Consider the following 22,816-nt stretch of genomic DNA (forward strand, 5'->3'; position numbering starts at 1 on the left):
TTAAATCGCCTTATTGGGATCAAACGCGTCGCGTACCGCTTCACCAATAAAGATCAGTAGCGATAAAAGCAGGGCAACGGAGATGAACGCAGTGATCCCAAGCCACGGCGCCTGCAGGTTATTTTTACCTTGTAACAGGAGTTCTCCCAACGATGGCGAGCCAAGCGGTAAGCCGAATCCGAGAAAATCCAGCGAGGTCAGGGTGGTTATCGAGGCGCATAATATAAACGGTAAAAAAGTCAGGGCGGCGACCATCGCGTTGGGTAGCATATGACGCAGAATAATACTGCGATCGCTCACGCCGAGCGCCTGCGCGGCACGAATGTAATCAAAGTTTCGGGTACGTAAAAATTCCGCACGCACCACGCCAACCAGACTCATCCAGCCAAACAGCACGGTAATGCCCAGCAGCCACCAGAAGTTGGGCTGGACCACGCTCGACAGCAGAATGATCAGAAACAGCGTTGGCATACCAGACCAAACCTCAATGAATCGCTGCCCCCACAGGTCCACTTTGCCGCCATAATAGCCCTGAATAGCGCCAGCCATGATACCCATCACGCTGGAACACAGGGTCAGCATTAAACCAAACAGGACCGAGATACGCGTGCCGTAGAGGATACGCGCCAGCACGTCGCCGCCGTTGGCGTCCGTCCCCAGCCAGTTTTGCGCAGAAGGTGGGGAAGGGAAGGGCTTATCGGTGGCAAAGTTAATGCTGGTGGCCCCAAAGCGTACGGGTGCCCACAGGATCCAGCCCTGCTTCTCCAGGCGCTGCTGTAGCCAGGGATCCTGATAATCAGCTTTGGTCGCCAGTGGTCCGCCAAAGTCGCTTTCACTGTAGTTTTTGAACAGAGGGAAATACCAACTGCTGTCATAGCGCACCAGCAGCGGCTTATCGTTGGCAATCAGTTCGGAACACAGGCTAAGGCCAAACAACACCAGAAAAATCCACAGCGACCAGTAGCCGCGGCGGTTATGACGAAAACGCGCCCAGCGGGCCTGATTGACGGGGCTTAATCGCGACATTAGCGTCCCTCAAAATCAATACGGGGATCGACCAGCGTATAGCTGATATCACTGAGAATATTCAGCAGCAGTCCGATCAGGGTGAAGATATAGAGCGTGCCAAACATCACCGGGTAGTCGCGTGATACGGTGGATTCATACCCCAGTAACCCCAGTCCGTTAAGCGAGAACATGACTTCAATCAGCAGCGAGCCGGTAAAAAACATGCTGATAAACGTTGCCGGGAAACCTGCTATCACCAGTAACATCGCGTTGCGAAACACATGTTTCCATAGAATATTTTTCTCGCTTACCCCTTTGGCGCGCGCGGTGACGACATACTGCTTGCGGACTTCATCCAGAAATGAGTTTTTAGTCAGCATGGTCAGCGCGGCAAACCCGCCAACCACCGTCGCCAGCACCGGCAGGGTAATATGCCACAGGTAGTCGGTTATTTTTTGATACCAGGGCAGAGAGTCAAAGTTGGCGGAAACCAGCCCGCGCAGCGGGAACAGGTCGTAGTAGCTTCCCCCGGCAAAAAAGACGATCAGCAAAATCGCAAACAGAAATGCCGGGATGGCATAGCCGATAATAATGAATGCGCTGCTCCACACATCAAATCTGCTGCCATTGTGCACCGCTTTACGGATACCTAGCGGGATCGACACCAGATAGATGATGAGTGTGCTCCACAGCCCTAGCGTAACGGAAACGGGCAGGCTGTCTTTGATAAGCGTCAGCACCGAAGCGCTACGAAACAGGCTGTCGCCGAAATCGAAACGAATGTAGTCCCAGAGCATTTTGAAGTAACGCTCATGAATAGGTTTATCGAACCCGTAGCGGCGGGTGATTTCTGCAATCACTTCCGGATCCAGACCGCGGCCTCCGCGATAATTGCTGTCGCTGATGTTACCCACGCCGGTTTGCGCGTGGCTGGCGCGAACGCCTTCGCTGCCCGCGCCGGGTAAGGCGCCACTTTGCCCGAACTCAATAGCGGCGACGGCCTGCTCAACGGGACCGCCGGGGGCAATTTGCACGATAAAAAAGTTGATGGTGATGATGGCCCAGAGCGTCGGGATCACCAGCAGCAGACGTCGAATCAGATAAGCGCCCATTTACTCTCCCTGTCGTCTGGCTGCGGGTAGCTTCGCCGCTTTGTTGACGTCATACCACCAGTTGTCGAGGCCGATGGTGTAAATTGGGCGAATAGCAGGATGTGAAAATTTGTCCCACCAGGCGATACGATCCTCGGCCATGTACCACATCGGCAACATGTAGTAGTTCCAGGTTAATACCCTGTCCAGCGCCCGTCCCAGCGGGATCAGTTTGGCTTTATCACCTTGCGCCGCGATGATTTGATTGATCAATTTATCAATCACCGGGCTTTGCACGCCGGGCGCATTGTAGCTGGAGTCAATGTATTCAGAAGCCCACAGAATTTGCAGGTCCGAACTCGGCCACGGCATCGCGCGATACAACCTCGGCATCATGTCATAGTCGCGACTGCGCAGGCGGTTCGTGATTTGCGAATTATCAACCTGGCGGATGTTCATGGTGATGCCTAAGCGCTGCAGGTTGTGCTGGAACGGCAGTACCCACTGGCTGTTACTGCCCGCCGGGAGCAACAGTTCGAAGCTCAGGGGTTTACCGCTGACGCTGTTCACGCGCTGCTGTCCCTTTAGTATCCAGCCAGCCTGTTCCAGTAAGGTATTGGCTTTCAATAAGTTATCACGATCGTAGCCATCACCTGTTGATTTCGGCGGCTGATAAATTTGGCTGAAGACCTCAGGGGGGAGATCTTTTTTCAATGGCGCGAGTATCACCAGTTCATCCGCATCGGGGTAATTTTTTGCGGCATACTCGGTATTCTGAAAATAGCTGTTTGTCCGGCTCCAGGCGTTATAGAACAGGGCTTTATTCATCCATTCAAAATCAAAGGCCAGCGTGATGGCTTCACGTACGCGTCGATCGCTGAATACCGGACGCTGAATATTAAAGGCCAGCCAACGCGTATCCTGTGCGGATTCGTTTTTCTGCTCATCTTTGATGATGTAATGATTTGCGAAATTTTTGCCGGTATAACGTGTCGCCCAGTTTTTGGCATCGTTCTCCAGACGCAGATCAAACGCACCGGCCTTAAACGCTTCAAAGGCGACGTTGTCATCAAGATAGTAATCGTAGCGGATGGTATCAAAGTTCCAGCGCCCGCGGTTAACGGGCAGGTTCGCGGCCCAATAATCTTTGACACGCGAATAGACAATATACTGGCCCATTTTCCACTGGGTGATACGGTACGGACCGCTGGCAAGCGGTGGGGAAGATAAGGGATCGCTGAGTTTATGATCCTTCCAGTATTTCTCAGGCATCACGGGTAATGAAAACAGGCTGAGCATATCCTCTTTGCCCGGTTTGGCTAATTCAATACGCACGGTTAACGGTGCAATGGCTTTTACCGTTGTGCCTTTGTAGACGAGGCGAAACTGCGGCACGCCTTCAGTCATAAATTTGTGAAAGGTGAAGGCGACATCGCTGGCGGTAATGGGGGAGCCATCGTGAAAACGCGCCCGTGGATTAATGGCGATTTCTACCCAGGAATAGTCGTCAGCATAGCGCGCGCTGTCGGCAATGAGCGGGTAATAGCTGCCAGGCTCGTCGTCAGAGGTGGTAAAAAGCGTATCGTACAGCGTTTCGGTGCGCGCGCCGGGATTGCCACGCATTGCATAGCGGTTGAAGTTATCGAACGTACCAATCGCGGAGAGGGTGATTTGCCCGCCTTTGGGCGCGGCTGGGTTAACGTAATCAAAGTGGTTAAAGTTAAACGCGTACTTCGGTTCGCCCAGTACGGCAAATGCATAGCTTTCTTTGATGGATTGCGCCTGAACGCTAAACCCGATGAGGGCGATAAACAGCAGCAGTAGGCGAGGGATCATATAAAAGCGCTTTCCTTTTCCTGTCACAACCCGACGGGCATCATGCCTGTGAGATAAGGGGTGTGGCGGCGAGTAAGAGTATATGAATCGCAAACTGCGATCACCACGTTGGCTTATTGGGCTGCGCCATCCAACGCACGAAATCAGCAAGCTTTAACGGTCGGCTAATCCAGTATCCCTGGAAAAAATGTACTCCACGATCGCGCAGCCAACGAGCTTGCTCAGGTGTTTCTACCCCTTCAGCAACCGTCAGCATATTAAGACGCTTAGAGAGTGTCAACACGGCGTCCAGAACCGGAGAGGTCAGGGTTTCTGTGCCGATGGCGTTAATAAACCCACGATCGATTTTCAGGTAGTCAACGGTGAAGCGTTCCAGATAGATAAGCGCGCTATGACCAGTGCCGAAATCATCAATAGCAATTTCAAAGCCAACAGAGTGTAGCCATTCAAATAGCTGTGTCGCCTCGTGTTGATTAAGCATATCGCGTTCAGTGATTTCCAGCACTAACTGAAAATGGTTCGCGGGAAGCGAGGCGCGCAGCCGTCGAATGTCATCTTTAAAACTCTCGCCGTGCAGGTGCGTTGGTGCGATGTTAATCCCCAGTTTGGCGCCAGCAGGAAACACTTTTTGCAGCGTCGGGGCGTCCTGCGCTATCAACTTAAAGAGGTGTTGGGTCAGCGGGACAATCATTTTCTGCGATTCTGCATAATGAATGAAGGCATCCGGTGGGATCTCACCCGTTGATGGATGATGCCAACGTAATAACACCTCAACACCTTTTACCTCCAGCGTTTGCATCTCTACGACGGGCTGGTACACCACATAAAATTGATTATGTTTGATGGCGTGGAGGATATCTTTACCAGGGCGTAACCGGACAGTAAAGATGTAATACCAGAGGAGAACCCCGGTGATAATCCCGGCCATACATCCCAACATAATCGCGTACCAGATGTCGTTGTACGTCCACTCTTGCGCATACAAACGAATCTTCAGCGGTACCTCTTTAAGCGTCGCCTGGCGCCATGGCGTGTCAGGCAGCGCAGAGACGTCCATAATTCGGGATGAAAATGTTGAAATAGCGGTGTCGCCAGCAATAACGGCAATACCATTAAAATTATCCTCGCGGGCGGTATAAAGCAGATAGGGCGCCAGGTTGATATTCAATGAAGAAAATACGCCGCTGTTATGGAACGAGGGATTGCGGTGCCAAATCATTATCGCTGGCTTATCCGGCATCATGGGCGTCCCGGAAAGTATTTCCACATCAACATCTTTGTTGATATTCAGCTTCGGGATCAGCGACAAAATGGGGGCGTTCATTGCGCCTGTTGCGGAGGAGCAAAAAGCAATGCCGTCTTTTACCAGCAAAAAAGCGCGAACGTTGAGGTTAAAAGCCGCACTGGAGGTAAGTTTTGCAGCGACTTGCTGGCAGTTCTTTTCCAGCAGGGGTTGAAGCGCATCTGTGGTGGTTTTGAGATCTGCAAAGTAACTACTGACATAATTCTGGATATCGGCAAGCAGCGTTTCGTACTTAACCTCTCGCTTATGCCAGGTAACCAAAAATTGCAGGGTACTCACCAGCAATGCGACGATAAGCCCCGTTAACATACAGGAAAGCAGGATTTTCCGACCGGATGAAGAGCTGCGTCTGAACATAGTTCCTTATGTTTACCTGTAGTAACCGCTTATTCTGTATGAATATAACCTGAAATGGTCCATGCTGTGAGATTTTTCTTAGTCGAGAGGCGAAACAAAAAAGCACCGCCGAAGCAGTGCTTTTGATATGTCTCATCAGGATAGCCAAGGGATAGCTGCCAAACGAAATTAACTGCGGCTCAGAACCCGGCGAGCTTCGTTGTAACGTTTTTTCCAGTAAGGCTCGTTCATGCTGGAAATGATAACGCCACTGCTGGTCGAGGCATGAACAAACTGGTTGTTGCCGATATAGATACCGACGTGGCGGCCTGTGGAGCCAGCACGGAACAGAACCAGATCGCCTGTGCGCAGATTAGTACGCGAAACGGATTTACCCGTTTCCTGTTGTTCGTAGGTTGAGCGCGGAAGCTCTAAACCAAACTGCTCACGGAACGTACGCTGTACGAAGCTGGAGCAATCAATACCTTTTTTGGTGCTGCCGCCAAGGCGGTAACGCACGCCTTTCCAGTCAGCATACTGATCCATAATACGTGATTTAACATCGATATTACGGACCATATTTTCAAATTCATCCTGAGAGGCTTGCAGTGAAGAGTTATCTCCATTGCCCACAGCATGCGTCTCAGAATGCATATTCCTGGCGGTGTTCGTGGTACTACATGCGGAAAGCAGAACCGCAACTGCTATCGCGGGTATGCCCCGCAAGATATATCTCAAAATCGGTTGAGATTTGACCATTTTGTTTGTTTTCCCTTGAAGTCCTTAACGATAAATATCGTTATAAAAAATGCCAAACGTGACGAGACTAATTACCATCGCACGATGAGACAATTCCTTAAGGTCAAATCTGTGGCAGAACGCACAAATTTATTCAGAAAGGGAATAATTGTCCCGCGAGGCAAAACGAGTTCGAGGTTACCCGATCGCCCCAGTCATTGCGAGAGATTTTATGTGATTTCTTATAAGAAAAATTGATACAGAAAGTGAATAAACGGCATTGGCTAAATTAAGAACAATTAGCGTAAAAAATATGCAAGCCATTCATTCTAAACATGAATAAGATGACAGGAGAATGACAATCAGAATGATGGAATATCGGTCGTCATCATCAGGGAATCAGAAGTTTCCCTGATGATGTTAATTGTTTTGCGTTATTTGTTTGAAAATTGTTTGTTTTTGCCGGGCAGATAATTCACAAACAGCGTGACCAGACGATCACTTAATGGCGTCATTAGCCACCAGGGTAAGCCAATCAGCACAACCGTCATGGAGCCGACCACGATATCGGTGAGCCAGTGAGCGCCGATCATTACGCGTGGAAAAGCAAAAACCACAGCGATAATAAGGCCGATTATGCCTGCAACTTTTCCGAAATAACGCAGCATAAATGCGGAAAAAATAAGCAGCATCATGCCGTGATCGCCAGGAAAACTGTCTCTGGAGGCATCTTTGGTTGGAATATGCAGCAGTTCGCTGACGCGATAAATATTATCCAGCATCAGAGTAGGGCTGGCGCGTTTAACCGGAATAAGCGCCTGGCCCAACTGATTTAATACCACTGCGGTGAGCAGCATCACCAGACCAATAGCCACAATACGCCGGCGACCTTCCGCCGTATCCTTCAGCCAAAAGTGCAGCATCAGTGCGCCCATAGCCAACAACGAGCAGCCATCAAATGCCCGGTTATTGGTGATCGCAACAATCCACAGAAACAGCGGGCTTTCAACCAGCTTCTGATTGAAGAAACGGAAGACGCCCGTATCCAGTGAGGACCAGAACCCGTGCCCGGCGGGAATATACCAGGACAGAAACAGCGCTATACCTGCAATATTGAGCAGTATAATAAGAGGGTATCGGGTTTTCATCGTCGTTTACCATTGCTATAAAACGAAGGCAACCTTACGCGCTACCGTCTAAACGAAGTCTCAACAATGCGCTCTGTAACGTATTCCAGTCGGTGTCGGTATCGGAGATGAGTTCAATACGGCTATCCGGCGGAGCGACGTTTTGCGTCTCAATATGCCAGTCGTCTCCCTGACGGTTAATGCGCACCAGCCCCTCTTTGATACGCATTACACCTTTTACACGCCCAACGGGGGCAAGGCGCGACCATTCCAGCAGGCCGATGGTATCGAACACTGTATCGGCGTCAAAAATCCAGCCGCAGGCCTGATGACCCTGACCGCTGTTCAGGCTGCGACGCCAGCGCTGTTGTGCGGGCAAACTTAACGCCGCCAGCCCTTTTTTGTCAGCATGACTATGGGCGTGCTCAGTGCTTGCGGGAAGCTGCGCCAGGTTTAGTCGGGGCAAATCCAGTAATTGACCGGCAATATTTCCATGATCGGCATGGACCAGTTGACGATTGCCGCCATAGTGCTGCCACCAGGTTTGCAGGGCGATTTCGCTTTCCGTTGTGGCGCGGTCGGCTTTGTTGGCGACGATGATATCGGCGGCAGCCAGTTGATCGCGGAAATTGTCATTGGCGACGCTTTTTTCATCCAGTAGCTGGCGAGGATCAAGAATACAAAGGGTCGCGCGCAAATCGATCCACGGTTCGTAAACCGGAGCGGTAAGTAAATCCAGAATCTGTTTGGGATGTCCGAGACCGGTAGGTTCAATGAGCAGTCGGTCAGGTTTTCCCTGACGCAACAATGTATTGAGGCCAACCTGCATTGGCAGACCGTTAACACAGCACATACAGCCGCCGGGGATCTCTTTTAGCAATGCGCCGCTGTCGGCTAACAGGGCGCCATCAATACCGACTTCACCAAACTCATTGACCAGTACGGCCCACTTCTCTGCGGGATCTTTGTTTGCCAATAAATGAAGAATAGAGGTGGTTTTGCCACTGCCGAGAAAACCGGTGATGAGATTGGTTTTAGTCACATTTACTCCAGAATCATAAATTGCCGTAATGGCATTTAACAATCCTGGCGAAAAACGGGGAAAAAGAGAAGGGGTGAGAGGACGAAGACGCGCTTCGTCCTGATTAATGGCAGAAATCGTTAACTTTTTAACGTTTCAATGACAGCCTGATGCGCCCCATATTGGGCAATACGTTGCCAGGCGAGCTGAATAGCCGCAACAAACTGCGGATTCTGTACCAGATCGGTGGCGAAAATCTCATGCAGAGACAGCAGGGCGCTGACGCGTTCTGATTCTGTACTCTGCTTCACAAGCGCGCTGATTTTCTCGCTCAATGGATCACGAATATCAATGGCCGCACCTGAATCATCCACTCCGCTCACGTAACGCATCCAGCCTGCGACGCCGAGTGCCAGCAGCGGCCACTCGCTGCGCCGTGCTAAATGTACGCGGATCCCTTCCAGCATACGCTGGGGTAATTTTTGGCTACCATCCATCGCGATTTGCCAGGTTTTATGCTTCAACGCCGGGTTGGCAAAGCGTTCCAGCAGGCTAGCGGCATAGTGGTCTAAATCAACATCGGTGATTTGCAGGGTAGGCGCCTGTTCGTTGAGCATCAGACGGTAGGCGGCTTCACGAAAAGCGCTGTCCTGCATGCAGTCGCTGATGTGCTGAAACCCGGCCAGATAGCCGAGATACGCGAGAAACGAATGACTACCGTTCAGCATCCGCAATTTCATTTGTTCCCACGGCAGAACGTTTTCAACCATTTGTACGCCGGCGGTTTCCCACTGCGGACGACCACACACAAAATTGTCTTCAATCACCCACTGAATAAAGGGCTCGCAGCTGATTGCGCAGGGATCGGCCACCCCCAACTCACGGGCGATTTCAGCCAGTGACTCTTCGGTGGCGGCAGGAACAATCCTGTCCACCATGGTACCCGGGAAGCTGACATGTTCCTGGATCCAGTGGGCCAGCTCAGGTGAGCGTTTCTCCGCCATTCCCAGTACGGCGTTTTTTACCACATGGCCATTATCCGGGATATTATCGCAGGAGAGGACGGTAAAAGGCTGCAGCCCGCGTTCACGTCGGCGGTGCAGCGCTTCAACTATAATGCCGGGGGCCGAGTGTGGTTCAGCCGGAGTTTGTAGATCATGAACAATGCGTGGATGAGAAAGATCCAGCGAGCCTGTTGCCGGATCGATGCAGTAGCCTTTTTCCGTAATCGTTAACGAGACAATCGCCACCTGAGGTTCACAGAATTTTTCGATAATGGCCGCCAGCGAATCCAGCGTGGCGTTCAGACACTCTTTGACGGAGCCGATAACAATCGGTTGGTTACCATTCGCCCCTTTTTCTAACACGGTAAATAAATGATCCTGCTCGCGAAGCTGACTCATTAGCCGATCGCCGCTGAACAGACTTATCTCGCAAATTCCCCAGTCCCCACCCTGTGCATTCAGTACCCGATCGGTCAGTAATGCCTGATGGGCACGGTGAAAAGCACCGAAACCAAAATGCACAATCCGCGTTTTTAATTGTTGGCGATCGTACTGCGGCATCATGACATTTTTCGCGAGCGGCACTGAGGCAATAGTTTTCATTCAATACACCTGATTAACCATTAATTAACAATGGCAGTATAAAGTTATATGACAGCAAATTGAATTGGTGTGCCTCGTTTATCCGGGTAATGTGAGCTGGATCAACCAATCATTGCGGATTCGTTGATCCTCGCCCAGATGCCTGTATGGTAGTCGTCATTAAGTGAGTCTAATTTGGTATAACAACTTGTGAGGTGAAACCATGGAACAAACCTGGCGTTGGTACGGACCTAACGATCCAGTATCGCTTGATGATGTGCGTCAGGCTGGCGCAACGGGTGTTGTGACCGCCTTGCACCACATTGCCAACGGTGAAGTCTGGCCGGTAGAAGAGATTAAAAAGCGCCAGGCTATTCTGGCTGAAAAAGGACTGACCTGGTCAGTGGTGGAAAGTATCCCCGTCCACGAAGATATCAAAACGCACTCTGGTCAATATCAAACGTGGATTGCCAACTATCAGCAGAGTATCCGTAATCTGGCGACCTGCGGCATCGATACCGTGTGCTATAACTTCATGCCGATCCTCGACTGGACGCGTACTGACCTCGAATATCAGTTGCCGGACGGCTCCAAAGCGCTGCGTTTTGACCAGATCGCTTTTGCTGCCTTTGAGCTGCATATCCTCAAACGTTCGGGGGCTGAAGCGGATTACACCCCGGAAGAACAACGCCAGGCGCTGGACTATTTCAATGCCATGAGCGAAGCCGATATTGAAAAACTGACGCGCAATATCATCGCAGGTCTGCCCGGTGCCGAAGAGGGGTATACCCTGGATCAGTTCCGTGCGCGCCTTGCTGAATATGACGGCATCAGCAAAGACGACTTGCGCAATAACATGGCGGTATTCCTGCGGGCGATAGTGCCAGTGGCAGAAGAAGTCGGCGTGCGTCTGGCCGTTCACCCGGACGATCCGCCGCGTCCGATCCTTGGCCTGCCGCGCATCGTTTCGACCATCGAAGATATGCAGTGGCTGAAAGACACCGTCGACAGCATCAATAACGGTTTCACCATGTGCACCGGCTCCTACGGCGTACGCGCCGATAACGATCTGGTGAAAATGATTGAAACCTATGGCGATCGTATTCACTTCACGCATCTGCGTTCAACTTGCCGTGAAGATAACCCGAAAACCTTCCACGAAGGTGCGCATTTGCAGGGCGATGTGGATATGGTATCGGTGGTGGCGGCGATTCTGAGCGAAGAGCAGCGTCGTAAACAGGCGGGCGATCTACGTCCAATCCCGATGCGCCCCGATCACGGGCACCAGATGCTTGATGATTTGCATAAAAAAACCAACCCGGGCTACTCTGCGATTGGTCGTCTGAAAGGACTGGCGGAAGTCCGTGGCGTTGAGCTGGCGCTGAAACAAACACAGTTCCGCGATCTGCTGTAAGGCGAACAACAGGGATTGAGCGGCAGGCTCGATCCCTGTAATCCATTAAGGCTGCGATAGCGCCTGCTCCAGTACCGCCAGGACTCTTTTTATCTGCTGTAACTGCAATCCACCAAATCCAAAAAACATAACTGCGTCGCTGTTCTCTTCACGCCATGCGGCTTCTGAGCCATTTTCTATATCTGGCAACGTATCGAAACGAATCCCGGCCAGCAGGCAGCGTTGTTGTAGCCTGGCGATAATTTCTGGGGACCAGGCAATGCGTAAAGAGAGGTGCAGACCTGCCGTTGCGCCAGCGATTTTCCCTTCGGGAAACAGTGCGGATAGGCCGTCGCGTAATAGCGTAAGACGTGCCGCATAATTGCAGGCCAGCTTGCTGATATGCGTATAAAACACCTGATTTTGCATTAATTCAGCCAAAAATTGCTGCAACAACCACTGGCTCCCGTTGTTGTTGAGCGCTTTCATATTCTGTACGGCCGGAAGCAGTTCGTCAGGGCAAATCAGATAGCCAAGACGTCCTCCTGGTCCCAATGTTTTGGAAAATGTCCCCATATAGATAACCCGGTTGTGATAATCCATGGCTTTCAGCGCGGGAAGGGGATTTTCTCCATAGGTAAAAACGGCATCGTAATCGTCTTCAATAATGTAAGCGCCGACGCGCTGCGCCCATGTTAATAATGCCTGACGCCGCTCCAGTGACAGGACGCTACCCAGCGGATACTGATGCGCTGGAGTAACATAACAAAGCTGGGTAGCATATTCCGGTAAATTATCTGTTTGCAGTCCGTGGTTATCGACAGCAATTGGCGTAATGTCTGCGCCGTAATAATTAAACAGATGCCAGGCACCCGAATAACAAGGGGACTCGGTTACAATATGGCACTTTTTTTGCTGACTGAAAGTATGATGGTTAATAAAGAGTTGACTGAGCAGTGACAGTCCTTCCTGAATCCCGTTAGTAATAATGATGTTCTCTGCTCGAGTATTAATACCGCGAGATAAATTAAGGTATCTGACCAATTGTTCACGCAGTGAAAATAATCCATTTGGTGAATGATATCGGGTGAATAATTGTTCCTTGAGGACGCTGGGGGCGTTATTCCATTTGCGCCAGCTTGACCAGGGAAAAGCATTGGGATCGGGAACGCTCATTTGGCAATAGCACTCTCGCCCTGGCTCTGCATAAACATCGGTGGGGATCCCAGCCGCTTTAGGTTTCATCGGCGGGGAACCCTGCGCGACGGGCACGATTGCTGGCGTTGTGCGTACAGGTGTGGTGAAGATGACATCGTAGCCGATACCTTGTCGACTCTTAATTAATCCCGCGGCCATGAGCTTATCATAGGCCATCACGACCGTTATTTTGGCAACGTTTAATACCTGCGCCTGCTCGCGAATAGAGGGAAGTTTATCTCCACAAAGCAAATCACCGCGCTGAATGGCCTGGAAATAAAATTGAAATATCTGCAATTGCAGCGGGGTACGGCTTTCTCGATCGAGAGTCAGTGTTAGCATGAGGAATTCCTTATGTATATATACGCACTATATTACGAGCTTCTCTTCTTTACGTTTTGATGCACCTCATAGAGTAGATGCTGTTCCTATAAGCTGCTTTTACTGTCTCTATTTTTGATTTTTATGATCGCTTAGCGTGTCGCTATTAAAAAAATGGAGGCAAGCATGTCGTGGATAAGAAAGAACGCACTGTGGTGCGCATTCGTCGGGGCAGTAGCAATGGCCCTTGCAATTTGGGGGACGTGGCAAGGCGTTCATTACACCAGTACCACCGAATTTTGTTTATCGTGTCACTCGATGCGCACACCAGGAGAGGAATATAAAACCAGCGTGCATTTTCGCAATGCTTCTGGCGTGCGTGCTGAGTGTAAGGATTGTCATATTCCGCCAGGGATCGTCCCGACGTTGGTTCGTAAAACGGAAGCCTTAAACGACCTCTACCACACCTTTATCTCTCCTTCGATTGATACCCCTGAAAAATTTGCCGCAAAACGAGCGGAATTGGCCCAGCGAGAGTGGGCGCGAATGAGCGCTAACCATTCGGCGTCATGTAAATCTTGCCACAGCTATGAGGCGATGGATCACGGCAAACAATCTGCGAATGCGGCGGCGCAAATGACCGCGGCGGCGGCAAAAGACAGCAACTGTATTGATTGCCATAAAGGTATTGCCCATCACAAACCCGATATGAGCAGCGGTTTCCGCGATCGCTATAAGCAGTTGCAGCAGCAGGGAGCGTCTTTATCGAATGCGAGCACGCTGTTCTCGTTAAGCGAAAAAGCATTGACGGCAACGGCCGGAAGCCCCGCAGGTAAAGCGCTGTTATTTCCTGCCACCGAGGTCAAAGTGCTGAAAAAAGAGGGCAGCAACGTGCAGCTTGAACTGACGGGCTGGCGTGAAAGCAAAGGACGCGGGCGGGTGATAACCCAGTATATGGGTAAGCGTGTGTTCTCGGCCGTGCTTGATGACGCCTTGATGGCGAACGTAAAAGTACTACAAACCCAGGTCGATCCTGACTCACACCAGCAATGGCAGCAGGTGAGCGTGACCGCCTGGACCTCCGCCCAGGGGCTTATCAGCAATATTGCACCGATCTGGGAATATTCGGATCAAATGCTGCAATCCACCTGTAGCGCCTGTCATAGCACTCCTCCTACGACCCGATATACCGCCAACGGCTGGATCGCCGGATTGAAAGCGATGTCCACCTATTACCGACTGAATCCGGTGGAAGAACGTACGTTGTTGAAATACCTCCAGACCCATGCCAGCGATGTGTCTGAACCTAACAAAAATTAAGGAAAATATATGGATATTCATGAATTTAACCCGTCTCGCCGCCGTTTTCTGAGCGGTATGCTAGCGGTGGGCGCGGCCAGTGCGCTGGCGCCGAATCCGCTGATATCAAAAGTATGGGCAGCGGGAGAAAACCCCGCACAGTGGATTCAATCCGGTTCGCATTTTGGCGCTTTTGAAGCCAAGGTTGTCAACGGCGAGTGGACAGAAACCCGGCCTTTCAAACATGACAAATACCCTTGCGATATGCTGAACGCGGTGCGTGAAGTGGTCTATAACCCGTCGCGGGTGCGTTATCCAATGGTTCGTCTGGACTGGTTACGTAAACGCGAGAAATCGGATCGCAGCCAGCGCGGAGATAATCGTTTTGTGCGGGTAAGCTGGGATCAGGCGTTGGATCTGTTTTACGAAGAGCTGGAACGGGTACAAAAAACCTACGGCTCATCGGGGGTATTTACCGGGCTGGCCGACTGGCAAATGGTAGGGAAATACCATAAAGCGGGCGGGGCGATGGACAGAGGGCTTGGTCTGCATGGTAGCTATGTGACGACCGTTGGCGACTACTCTGCAGCAGCTGCGCAGGTTATCTTGCCGCATGTGATTGGTTCGCTGGAAGTTTATGAACAGCAAACGTCACTGCCGCTGGTTATTCAGAACAGTAATACCATCGTGCTGTGGGGGTGCGATCCGATCAAAAACTTGCAGATCGAGTTCCTGGTTCCCGATCACGATGCGTTTGGCTACTGGCAACAGATTAAAGAAGCGGTTGCGCAGGGTAAAATGCGCGTTATCAGCGTCGATCCAGTGCGTAGCAAATCGCAAAACTACCTTGGCTGTGAACAACTGGCGCTACGACCACAAACCGATGTCGCGCTAATGCTGGCACTCGCCCATACGCTGTATGAAGAAAAACTGTATGACACGGCGTTTATTAACGATTACACCGTGGGTTTTGAGCAGTTTTTGCCCTATCTGCTTGGGGAGAGTGATAAGCAGCCGAAAAATGCCGAATGGGCAGCGCAAATCTGTGGCCTGACGGCGGAGCAGATCCGTGATTTCGCCCGCCTGCTGGTCAAAGGCCGGACCCAATTTATGGGCGGTTGGTGCGTACAACGCATGCATCATGGCGAACAGTATCCCTGGATGCTGGTGGTGCTGGCCAGTATGGTTGGGCAAATTGGCTTGCCGGGCGGCGGCGTAGGGTTTGGCTGGCATTACAACGGCGGAGGTACGGTGACATCCACCGGACCTGTACTCTCCGGGCTGGGAGGGATCGCGAATCCTCCACCGGCGAAGTATAAAGCGGATTTTCGCGGCGCATCGGAGCATATCCCCACCTCACGCATCGTTGACTGCCTGCTGGAGCCGGGCAAAAAGGTTGCCTTTAACGGCGAAACGTTAACCTGGCCTGATATTAAAATGGCGATCTACAGCGCGGCGAATCCATTCCATGCGCAGCAGGATCGTAATCGCATGATCAAGGCATGGAAGAAGCTGGAAACCGTGGTGGTATTGGATCATCAATGGACCGCGTCGTGTCGATTTGCCGATATCGTCCTGCCTGTTACCACCCGCTTTGAACGCAACGATATTGAACAGTTTGGTACGCATTCGAACAAAGGGCTGATGGCCCTGCATCAGATTGTTAAACCGCAATATGAAGCGCGGCATGATTTTGACGTTTTTGCCGGATTATGTAAGCGCTTTGACAAAGAGGCGGTGTACCGCGAGAACCGTGATGAAATGCAGTGGATACAGGCGCTGTACGACGAAGGCGTGAAGATGGGCGCGTCGCTCGGTGTCTCCTTACCGGACTTTACTACGTTCTGGCAGGGCGAAGGATACATTGAATATCCGGCCGGACAGCCGTGGGTGCGTCACGGTGAGTTTCGCGACCAACCAGATCTTAATCCCCTGGGAACGCCGTCAGGTCTGATTGAAATCTACAGTAAAACCATTGCTGGCTTTGCTTACGAGGATTGTCCCGGTCATCCGGTATGGATGGAACCGTTTGAACGTAATCATGCCGCTAAAAAAAATAAATATCCGCTGCATCTGCAATCCTGCCATCCGGATAAACGTCTGCACTCGCAGTTGTGCTCGAGCGAGGCGTTTCGCAATACCTATGCGGTTGCCGGAAGAGAACCGCTTTATATCAGCGCGCAGGATGCCACTGCTCGTGGTCTGAAAGCAGGTGATATCGCTCGCGTCTTCAACGACCGTGGTCAGGTGCTGGCTGGGGTGGTGATTAGCCCGGATTTTACCCCTGGCGTAATCCGCATTCATGAAGGGGCGTGGTATTCCCCGCAGGAGGGTGGAAAAGCCGGGACGTTATGCACTTATGGCGACCCGAATGTCCTGAGCGCCGATATTGGTACTTCACAGCTGGCGCAAGGCCCTTCAGCGCATACCGTGCTGGTGGAGGTCGAACGTTATCAGCAGAAAAAAGCGCCACCGGTAACGGCATTCGGCGGCCCGGAGACAGTAAAAGAGGAGGGGGGAAGTGCAGCATAACCAAATACATCAGCAGCGGGTGGACATGTACCAGTGGTTCTCGCAATTGCTGTTCCGTGAGCTGGACGAAAAGCAACTTGCCAGCCTTGAAAACGACGATAATCGGGCGTGGATTGTCTCACTGGCGGCGATTCCTGGATTGTCTGGCAAGGTTAAGCATTTTGAGCGTAGTCTGACCCGGATTTTACGCCGTGATTCCCGACAGCTGGAACTCGCCGCGGATTTTGCCTCGCTGTTTCTGCTGGCGCCGCCTGGCGGAGTTTCTCCCTATGCAGGGCACTATCCACATACGACCGCGTCAGCAGAACGTCAGCAAATGAATGTGCTGCTGATCGAACACGGTCTGACCGCGCGGGAAAATGAGCCATCCGATCATATCGCCATTCAACTGGCATTGATGGCGAAGATGGTTGCTAAAGAGGAGGCGGTATCTGCGCAGTATTACTTTTTGCATCACCATATGATGTGCTGGGCGCCATTGCTACGCGATGCCTGCCTGGCGCGAGATGAACAGGGGTTTTACCCGCAGGCGGTCAATCTGATAGTGAGTTTTATGCGCGAGGATGAACAGTATCTGGAATCGCTGTTAATGGATGATTTTTATCTCAGCAGTCAGCGTTGAGTATAACAAAGGGACAGCCTGCGCTGTAATGCCAGTCAGTCAGCGCCTCCGTTTCAGAAAGTATCAACCTGGGCTGGCGGAGGTAAAGAACATTCTATTTCGGAGAAAGAGTTCCGTTCACCTCATGCTCATTGCTTCTCTTAAGCATTGGTTCATGTGAACGTGTAAAGGGCGTTCTCCGCCACGCCCTTTACAATCCCGGCTCCCGGCGGGAAAATTGCCACTTCGTGGTTCCCTCCGCTTTTTCCTTCAGGCTTCCGGGCCGGGCGCGAGGTAGCGTCCCTGTAAAGCGCGCCCTGAGCCAGCATCCATGCTGGCTCTCCCGGCCTTACGGAAACACGTCGGCAATTTTCAGCCGGAGCAGCCACGCCTGACCATCTGTATTTTTATTTGAATATATTTGAACAGCAAAAAAGATTTAACTGGAAGTCAGAGCATTGAAGCGATGACTCCGGTCCGGCTGAAAATCGATGAGGCGTTGACGACTGACCGGGTCTGCCCGCAGGGATGCGGGCAGAGGGGACGGCCTGCATGGACGCAGGCTCGGCCCCGACCCGACAGGCAGGCGGAATAAGACGAATAGTTCGCGTAGCGACGATTTTCCCGCCGGGAGCCTGGGTTGCAAGGGAGGCGGCGGTGAGCCTCCCTTGCACGTTCACGGACATCAGCGCTTCAGAGAAACGACACCACTGAGGTGAACGGAACCCTGAGCAAGAATTACATGTTCACCATACATGCTTTACTGATCAGCCTTACAGCCTGCGCTGTCCCTTGTCGTCAATGGGGAGCAAAAAATTAGTCTGCACGGCCCATGTAGCGACGTTCTTCGATATGAATACGGATTTTTTCGCCCGCACTCAAATACTCAGGAACCAGGATCACCAGGCCGGTAGTCAGGGTAGCAGGTTTGTTACGCGCGCTTGCTGAAGCACCTTTAATGCCGGGCGCTGTTTCAACAATTTCCAGGTCTACCGTTTGCGGCAGTTCCAGCGCCAGCAGTTGGCCGTCCCAGGTCAGAACCTGCATGTCCGGCATTCCGCCTTCCGGCATGAACAACAGTTCTTCTTCAATCTGGTCTTTGGTGAAGGTATACGGGGTATAGTCTTCTTTATCCATAAAGACATATTCGTTGCCATCGACATAGGAAAAGTCAACGCCACGACGGCTCAGGGTGACAGTATCAACGATATCATCGCCCTTGAAACGCTCTTCAACTTTCAGGCCGGTACGGACATCAGAAAAACGCATTTTGTACAGCGTGGCGGCGCCACGTGCGGTTGGTGATTGAATATCAATATCTTTTACAATCAGCAGTTTGCCGTTGTAATTCAGTACCATACCTTTTTTAATTTCGTTCGCTCTTGGCATCGAAAAAATCCTGTAGTGAGGAGTGTCTAAAATATCGCGTAAAACTACTCGCGCCGGGGCATTCAGGCAAGTGGAATTGATGCTTTTGCTGGTGCAAAAAAGGTGTTACTGTGCGCTTCTCTCACAATCCGATGGTTTACGATAAAGAGAATACTGTATGGAATGCCGTCCGGATTGTGGTGCATGCTGCACCGCGCCTTCAATCTCCAGCCCTATCCCAGGTATGCCTGATGGCAAGCCCGCTAATACGCCATGCGTTCAGTTGGATGAATCATTGCGCTGCAAAATTTTTGCTTCGCCGCTGCGGCCAAAAGTATGTGCCGGTTTACAGCCCAGTGCGGAAATGTGTGGGAAGACGACGCACCAGGCCATGCTGTATCTTATTGAGCTTGAAGCGCTGACCGCGCCTTAAACATCTTTGATGCGCGCCAGGCACACGATGGTGGCGACGATCATCACCAGCGCAAACCAGAACACGGCGTGATAATTCCAGATTTCAGCGGCAATACCTGCCAACGATCCGGCAATAATCCAGCCTACGCGAATGGTATTCGTATAAAGGGTCGTGGCTGAACCTGCTTGTCCTGGCATCAAATCCTGGAAATAGAGCATGCCAATCCCGCCAAGGATGCCGATATAAATCGCGTTCAGCAGCTGTAAACCAAGCAATACCGCCGGAGAGTGGGCCAACAGCATACCGGCATAAAAGAAAAAGCCGGCCACGACGGCAATTCGCATCAACAGACGCTTGCCCAGACGCTTAGCAAAGTATCCGGCAATCAACATGGTCGGGATTTCCAGCCCGGCAGCGGTTCCCATCATGATACCCGCCAGTTTTTCCGGCAGATGCAGTTCATTGATAATAAACAGCGGCATATTAATGATATAGAGGCTATTGGTCCCCCACATTAATGTGCAGATAACAAAAAGGAGCAGCGTGTCGCGACGATTGCGCCGTGGCGCCTCCACTACGCCAGTGGCGAGAGGCACATTTTTACTCATCGACGGTAAGAATAACCAAACCATTGCGCCGCAGACAATAAAAGCAACCGCCGCGCTGAGGTACATCACCGTGAAGCTAAATCCCATTGCCAGTGCGTAGGCCAGCGGCGGGCCAATTACCCAGGCCAGCGATACCTGCGCACGTAAAATTGAGCTGAACATGACCGCTTCCCGGCCTGTACGGTCGGCATGCTCGCGAGCGAGAGCAAACATTTGCGGGTTGGCGGTTGAACCAAAGCTGCTGAGGAAGACGCCGACAAACAGCAAAATAAAATAGTTACGGTTCCAGGCAAACAGCACGCAGGCCAGCATGCCCAGTACACAACAGAAGACAATCAGGTTTTTGCGATCGCCTTTTTTATCCGAGCGCCCGGCCAGAAACTGACTCACCAGGATACCGATTACGGCGCTGCCGGTAAAAAAGAACCCGACCATACCGGGACGGGCATGGACTTCATCGGTCAGAAAAAGACTCAGCGTTGGTGTCTGCAAAGCGCCGGCGATACCCGTCAGAAACGCGACAAGCAGGAACGCCGCAGACGTTAAATCGAACGCCTTAGGTGTGGCGGCTACGGGGGTGTTATGCATGTTTTGATATCAATGATGTGAAGAGACGCGGAGTTTACGCTGCTTGCCAGAAAATAAACAGGTAGCCAAATCAAAATCGGCATCAAAAATCAAAATAGCATTTCAGTCAAAGAATGCTGTTTGCTGATGTTGCTGAATCTGACACGCTGACGCCATTTTTGCTTCAGCAATTTTATCTCTCCCCAGAAGAAAATGTGCGTTATCTCTAAATTCAGCAAGTAATTTGTCAACTTTACTTGTGTGCTGAAGAAAAAAGATCAAGACTTCTTGAAACGTTTCAGCGTCATCTTGCCATAACTGATGGAGTCAGGTGACGCCTTTTTTCTCATATTGGCTGAATCGTTTCAATTCAGCGGGAGAGGAGAACCATGTTCCAGTTATCTGTTCAGGATATTCACCCGGGCGAACAGGCCGGGAATAAAGAAGAGGCTATTCGCCAGGTTGCCGCGGCCTTAGTGCAAGCGGGTAACGTTGCGGAAGGCTACGTCGATGGCATGCTGGCGCGTGAACAACAAACGTCCACGTTTCTTGGCAACGGTATTGCTATTCCTCACGGGACGACGGACACGCGCGATCGGGTGCTGAAAACCGGTGTGCAGGTGTTTCAGTTTCCGCAGGGCGTGGTCTGGGGCGAAGGACAGGTCGCGTATGTGGCGATCGGTATTGCCGCCAGCTCTGATGAGCACCTCGGTTTACTGCGTCAGCTAACGCATGTGTTGAGCGATGACTCCGTTGCTGAACAGCTGAAATCAGCGACTACGGCGGAAGAGCTACGCGCGTTGCTGATGGGCGAAAAGCAGAGCGAACAATTAAAGCTTGATAACGAAACGCTGTCGCTGGACGTCGTTGCCAGCTCGCTGGTGACGTTGCAGGCGCTCAACGCTGCGCGGCTGAAAGAAATTGGTGCGGTTGATGCCGCATTTGTCGCCAGGGCAATCAATGAGCAGCCGATGAATCTCGGTCAGGGGATCTGGCTGAATGACTGTGCTGAAGGTAACGTGCGCAGCGCCGTTGCGGTCAGCCGCGCAGCAACGCCGTTTGATGTCCAGGGGGACGCGGCAGCCCTGCTGGTGACCGTCGCGATGAATGACGATCAACCGGTTGCGGTGCTGAAGCGCCTTGGCGATCTGCTGCTGAATAATAAAGCTGACCGTTTGTTGAAAGCGGATGCGGCAACGGTGCTGGCGCTGCTGACCGGCGATGACGCCTTAACCGATGATGTTCTGAGCGCCGAATTTGTTGTGCGCAATGAGCATGGTTTACACGCCCGTCCGGGCACCATGCTGGTGAATACGATTAAACAATTTAACAGTGAAATTACCGTGACAAATCTTGATGGAACCGGCAAACCGGCAAATGGACGCAGTCTGATGAAAGTTGTGGCATTAGGCGTGAAGAAAGGACATCACCTGCGCTTTACCGCCCAGGGCGAGGATGCTGAACAGGCGCTGAAAGCGATTGGCGAAGCCATCGCTGCAGGTCTTGGGGAGGGCGCGTAATGAGCAGACGTGTTGCTACTATCACCCTTAACCCGGCCTACGACCTGGTGGGTTTCTGCCCGGAAATTGAACGTGGCGAAGTGAACCTGGTGAAAACCACCGGTCTGCATGCGGCGGGAAAAGGGATTAACGTCGCTAAAGTTCTGAAAGATTTAGGTATCGATGTCACGGTGGGCGGTTTTCTGGGTAAAGACAACCAGGATGGTTTTCAGCAGTTGTTCAGCGAGCTGGGCATTGCCAACCGTTTTCAGGTTGTACAAGGGCGTACCCGTATCAACGTCAAGCTGACCGAAAAAGACGGTGAAGTCACCGACTTCAATTTCTCTGGCTTTGAAGTCACCCCCGCTGACTGGGAACGCTTTGTGAACGATTCGCTGAGCTGGCTGGGCCAGTTCGACATGGTGTGCGTTAGCGGTAGTTTGCCGACCGGCGTGAGCCCGGAAGCTTTCACCGACTGGATGACGCGTCTGCGCAGTCAGTGTCCGTGCATTATCTTTGATAGTAGTCGTGAAGCGTTGGTGGCAGGTCTGAAGGCGGCGCCGTGGCTGGTGAAACCAAACCGTCGTGAACTGGAAATCTGGGCGGGTCGTAAACTGCCTGAAATGAAAGATGTGATTGATGCGGCGCATGCGCTGCGCGAGCAGGGTATTGCTCATGTGGTGATTTCACTCGGTGCGGAAGGCGCGCTGTGGGTCAACGCTTCGGGTGAGTGGATCGCAAAACCGCCGTCAGTTGAGGTGGTCAGCACCGTTGGCGCGGGTGATTCGATGGTTGGTGGTCTGATTTATGGCCTGCTGATGCGTGAGTCCAGCGAACATACCCTGCGTCTGGCGACGGCTGTTGCCGCTCTGGCGGTAAGCCAAAGTAACGTGGGTATTACCGATCGTCCTCAGTTGGCCGCAATGATGGCGCGTGTCGACTTAAAACCGTTTAACTGACAGCAGGAGAG

Annotated in this window: 18 protein-coding genes; 7 read left to right on the forward strand and 11 right to left on the reverse strand. The window is 51.8% G+C overall.

The genetic code is table 11. The features are described 5' to 3' along the window. The 8 genes from AC534G_RS08485 to AC534G_RS08520 all read right to left on the reverse strand — a co-directional run bounded on the left by AC534G_RS08485 (nucleotide 1) and on the right by AC534G_RS08520 (nucleotide 10,067). Nucleotides 1–1,026 carry an ABC transporter permease gene (locus AC534G_RS08485; RefSeq protein WP_061382084.1) on the reverse strand — a complete coding sequence of 342 codons (1,026 nt, stop codon included), beginning with the start codon at nucleotides 1,024–1,026 and terminating at the stop codon, nucleotides 1–3. Next, entirely contained in the window at nucleotides 1,026–2,120 is a 1,095-nt protein-coding gene (locus tag AC534G_RS08490) for a microcin C ABC transporter permease YejB (protein WP_038642053.1), read from the reverse strand. Before AC534G_RS08490 ends, AC534G_RS08485 begins: the two co-directional genes overlap by 1 nt. Beyond that, nucleotides 2,121–3,935 (reverse strand): extracellular solute-binding protein, encoded by a 1,815-nt coding sequence (locus AC534G_RS08495; RefSeq protein ID WP_069323431.1) that lies wholly within the window; start codon nucleotides 3,933–3,935, stop codon nucleotides 2,121–2,123. Between the two features lie 100 nt (nucleotides 3,936–4,035). Next, a complete protein-coding gene (locus AC534G_RS08500; protein ID WP_038642048.1) occupies nucleotides 4,036–5,595 on the reverse strand; it encodes a cyclic di-GMP phosphodiesterase in 1,560 nt (519 codons plus the stop codon). A 168-nt stretch (nucleotides 5,596–5,763) separates the two neighbouring features. Then, nucleotides 5,764–6,333, reverse strand: coding sequence for a bifunctional murein DD-endopeptidase/murein LD-carboxypeptidase (mepS, locus tag AC534G_RS08505; RefSeq protein WP_003027474.1), 570 nt, complete (start codon nucleotides 6,331–6,333; stop codon nucleotides 5,764–5,766). Nucleotides 6,334–6,746: 413 nt separating this feature from the next. Further along, nucleotides 6,747–7,460 carry a phosphatase PAP2 family protein gene (locus AC534G_RS08510; RefSeq protein ID WP_069323433.1) on the reverse strand — a complete coding sequence of 238 codons (714 nt, stop codon included), beginning with the start codon at nucleotides 7,458–7,460 and terminating at the stop codon, nucleotides 6,747–6,749. A 34-nt stretch (nucleotides 7,461–7,494) separates the two neighbouring features. After that, complete coding sequence (locus tag AC534G_RS08515; protein ID WP_110497389.1) at nucleotides 7,495–8,481, reverse strand: CobW family GTP-binding protein; 987 nt, start codon at nucleotides 8,479–8,481, stop codon at nucleotides 7,495–7,497. A 119-nt stretch (nucleotides 8,482–8,600) separates the two neighbouring features. After that, complete coding sequence (locus tag AC534G_RS08520) at nucleotides 8,601–10,067, reverse strand: mannitol dehydrogenase family protein (protein ID WP_110497391.1); 1,467 nt, start codon at nucleotides 10,065–10,067, stop codon at nucleotides 8,601–8,603. Nucleotides 10,068–10,269: 202 nt separating this feature from the next. Between AC534G_RS08520 and uxuA the strand changes: the two genes are divergently transcribed. After that, nucleotides 10,270–11,460, forward strand: coding sequence for a mannonate dehydratase (uxuA, locus tag AC534G_RS08525; protein WP_110497393.1), 1,191 nt, complete (start codon nucleotides 10,270–10,272; stop codon nucleotides 11,458–11,460). 45 nt (nucleotides 11,461–11,505) lie between these two features. On the opposite strand, the gene pdxR is transcribed toward uxuA, so the two are convergent. Beyond that, nucleotides 11,506–12,978, reverse strand: coding sequence for a MocR-like pyridoxine biosynthesis transcription factor PdxR (pdxR, locus tag AC534G_RS08530; protein ID WP_110497395.1), 1,473 nt, complete (start codon nucleotides 12,976–12,978; stop codon nucleotides 11,506–11,508). Between the two features lie 165 nt (nucleotides 12,979–13,143). Here pdxR and torC point away from each other — a divergent pair, with 165 nt between their 5' ends. From torC to torD, 3 genes are read left to right on the forward strand one after another with little or no spacing between them, the layout of a single operon-like run. Next, on the forward strand, nucleotides 13,144–14,277 hold the full coding sequence (gene torC / locus AC534G_RS08535; RefSeq protein WP_038642035.1) for a pentaheme c-type cytochrome TorC: 1,134 nt from the start codon (nucleotides 13,144–13,146) through the stop codon (nucleotides 14,275–14,277). Nucleotides 14,278–14,286: 9 nt separating this feature from the next. Further along, entirely contained in the window at nucleotides 14,287–16,788 is a 2,502-nt protein-coding gene (gene torA / locus AC534G_RS08540; protein ID WP_110497397.1) for a trimethylamine-N-oxide reductase TorA, read from the forward strand. Further along, nucleotides 16,778–17,410, forward strand: coding sequence for a molecular chaperone TorD (gene torD / locus AC534G_RS08545; RefSeq protein ID WP_087857395.1), 633 nt, complete (start codon nucleotides 16,778–16,780; stop codon nucleotides 17,408–17,410). Before torA ends, torD begins: the two co-directional genes overlap by 11 nt. A gap of 795 nt (nucleotides 17,411–18,205) precedes the next feature. Here the strand turns inward: torD and yeiP are convergent. Further along, entirely contained in the window at nucleotides 18,206–18,778 is a 573-nt protein-coding gene (gene yeiP / locus AC534G_RS08550; RefSeq protein WP_038642029.1) for an elongation factor P-like protein YeiP, read from the reverse strand. 157 nt (nucleotides 18,779–18,935) lie between these two features. Here yeiP and AC534G_RS08555 point away from each other — a divergent pair, with 157 nt between their 5' ends. Then, on the forward strand, nucleotides 18,936–19,190 hold the full coding sequence (locus AC534G_RS08555) for a YkgJ family cysteine cluster protein (RefSeq protein WP_005129254.1): 255 nt from the start codon (nucleotides 18,936–18,938) through the stop codon (nucleotides 19,188–19,190). Here the strand turns inward: AC534G_RS08555 and setB are convergent. Further along, on the reverse strand, nucleotides 19,187–20,368 hold the full coding sequence (gene setB, locus AC534G_RS08560; protein WP_038642028.1) for a sugar efflux transporter SetB: 1,182 nt from the start codon (nucleotides 20,366–20,368) through the stop codon (nucleotides 19,187–19,189). The two genes, AC534G_RS08555 and setB, sit on opposite strands and share 4 nt — an antisense overlap. A 368-nt stretch (nucleotides 20,369–20,736) precedes the next feature. On the opposite strand from setB, the gene fruB reads away from it, so the two are divergent. Both fruB and fruK read left to right on the forward strand, forming a co-directional pair. Beyond that, nucleotides 20,737–21,867, forward strand: a complete 1,131-nt coding sequence (gene fruB, locus AC534G_RS08565; RefSeq protein WP_110497399.1) for a fused PTS fructose transporter subunit IIA/HPr protein — start codon at nucleotides 20,737–20,739, stop codon at nucleotides 21,865–21,867. Then, the gene (gene fruK / locus AC534G_RS08570; protein WP_006683781.1) at nucleotides 21,867–22,805 is read left to right on the forward strand and encodes a 1-phosphofructokinase; all 939 of its coding nucleotides are present in this window, start codon (nucleotides 21,867–21,869) and stop codon (nucleotides 22,803–22,805) included. Before fruB ends, fruK begins: the two co-directional genes overlap by 1 nt. Nucleotides 22,806–22,816: the final 11 nt, after the last annotated feature.

The organism is Citrobacter sp. CRE-46, assembly GCF_059615875.1.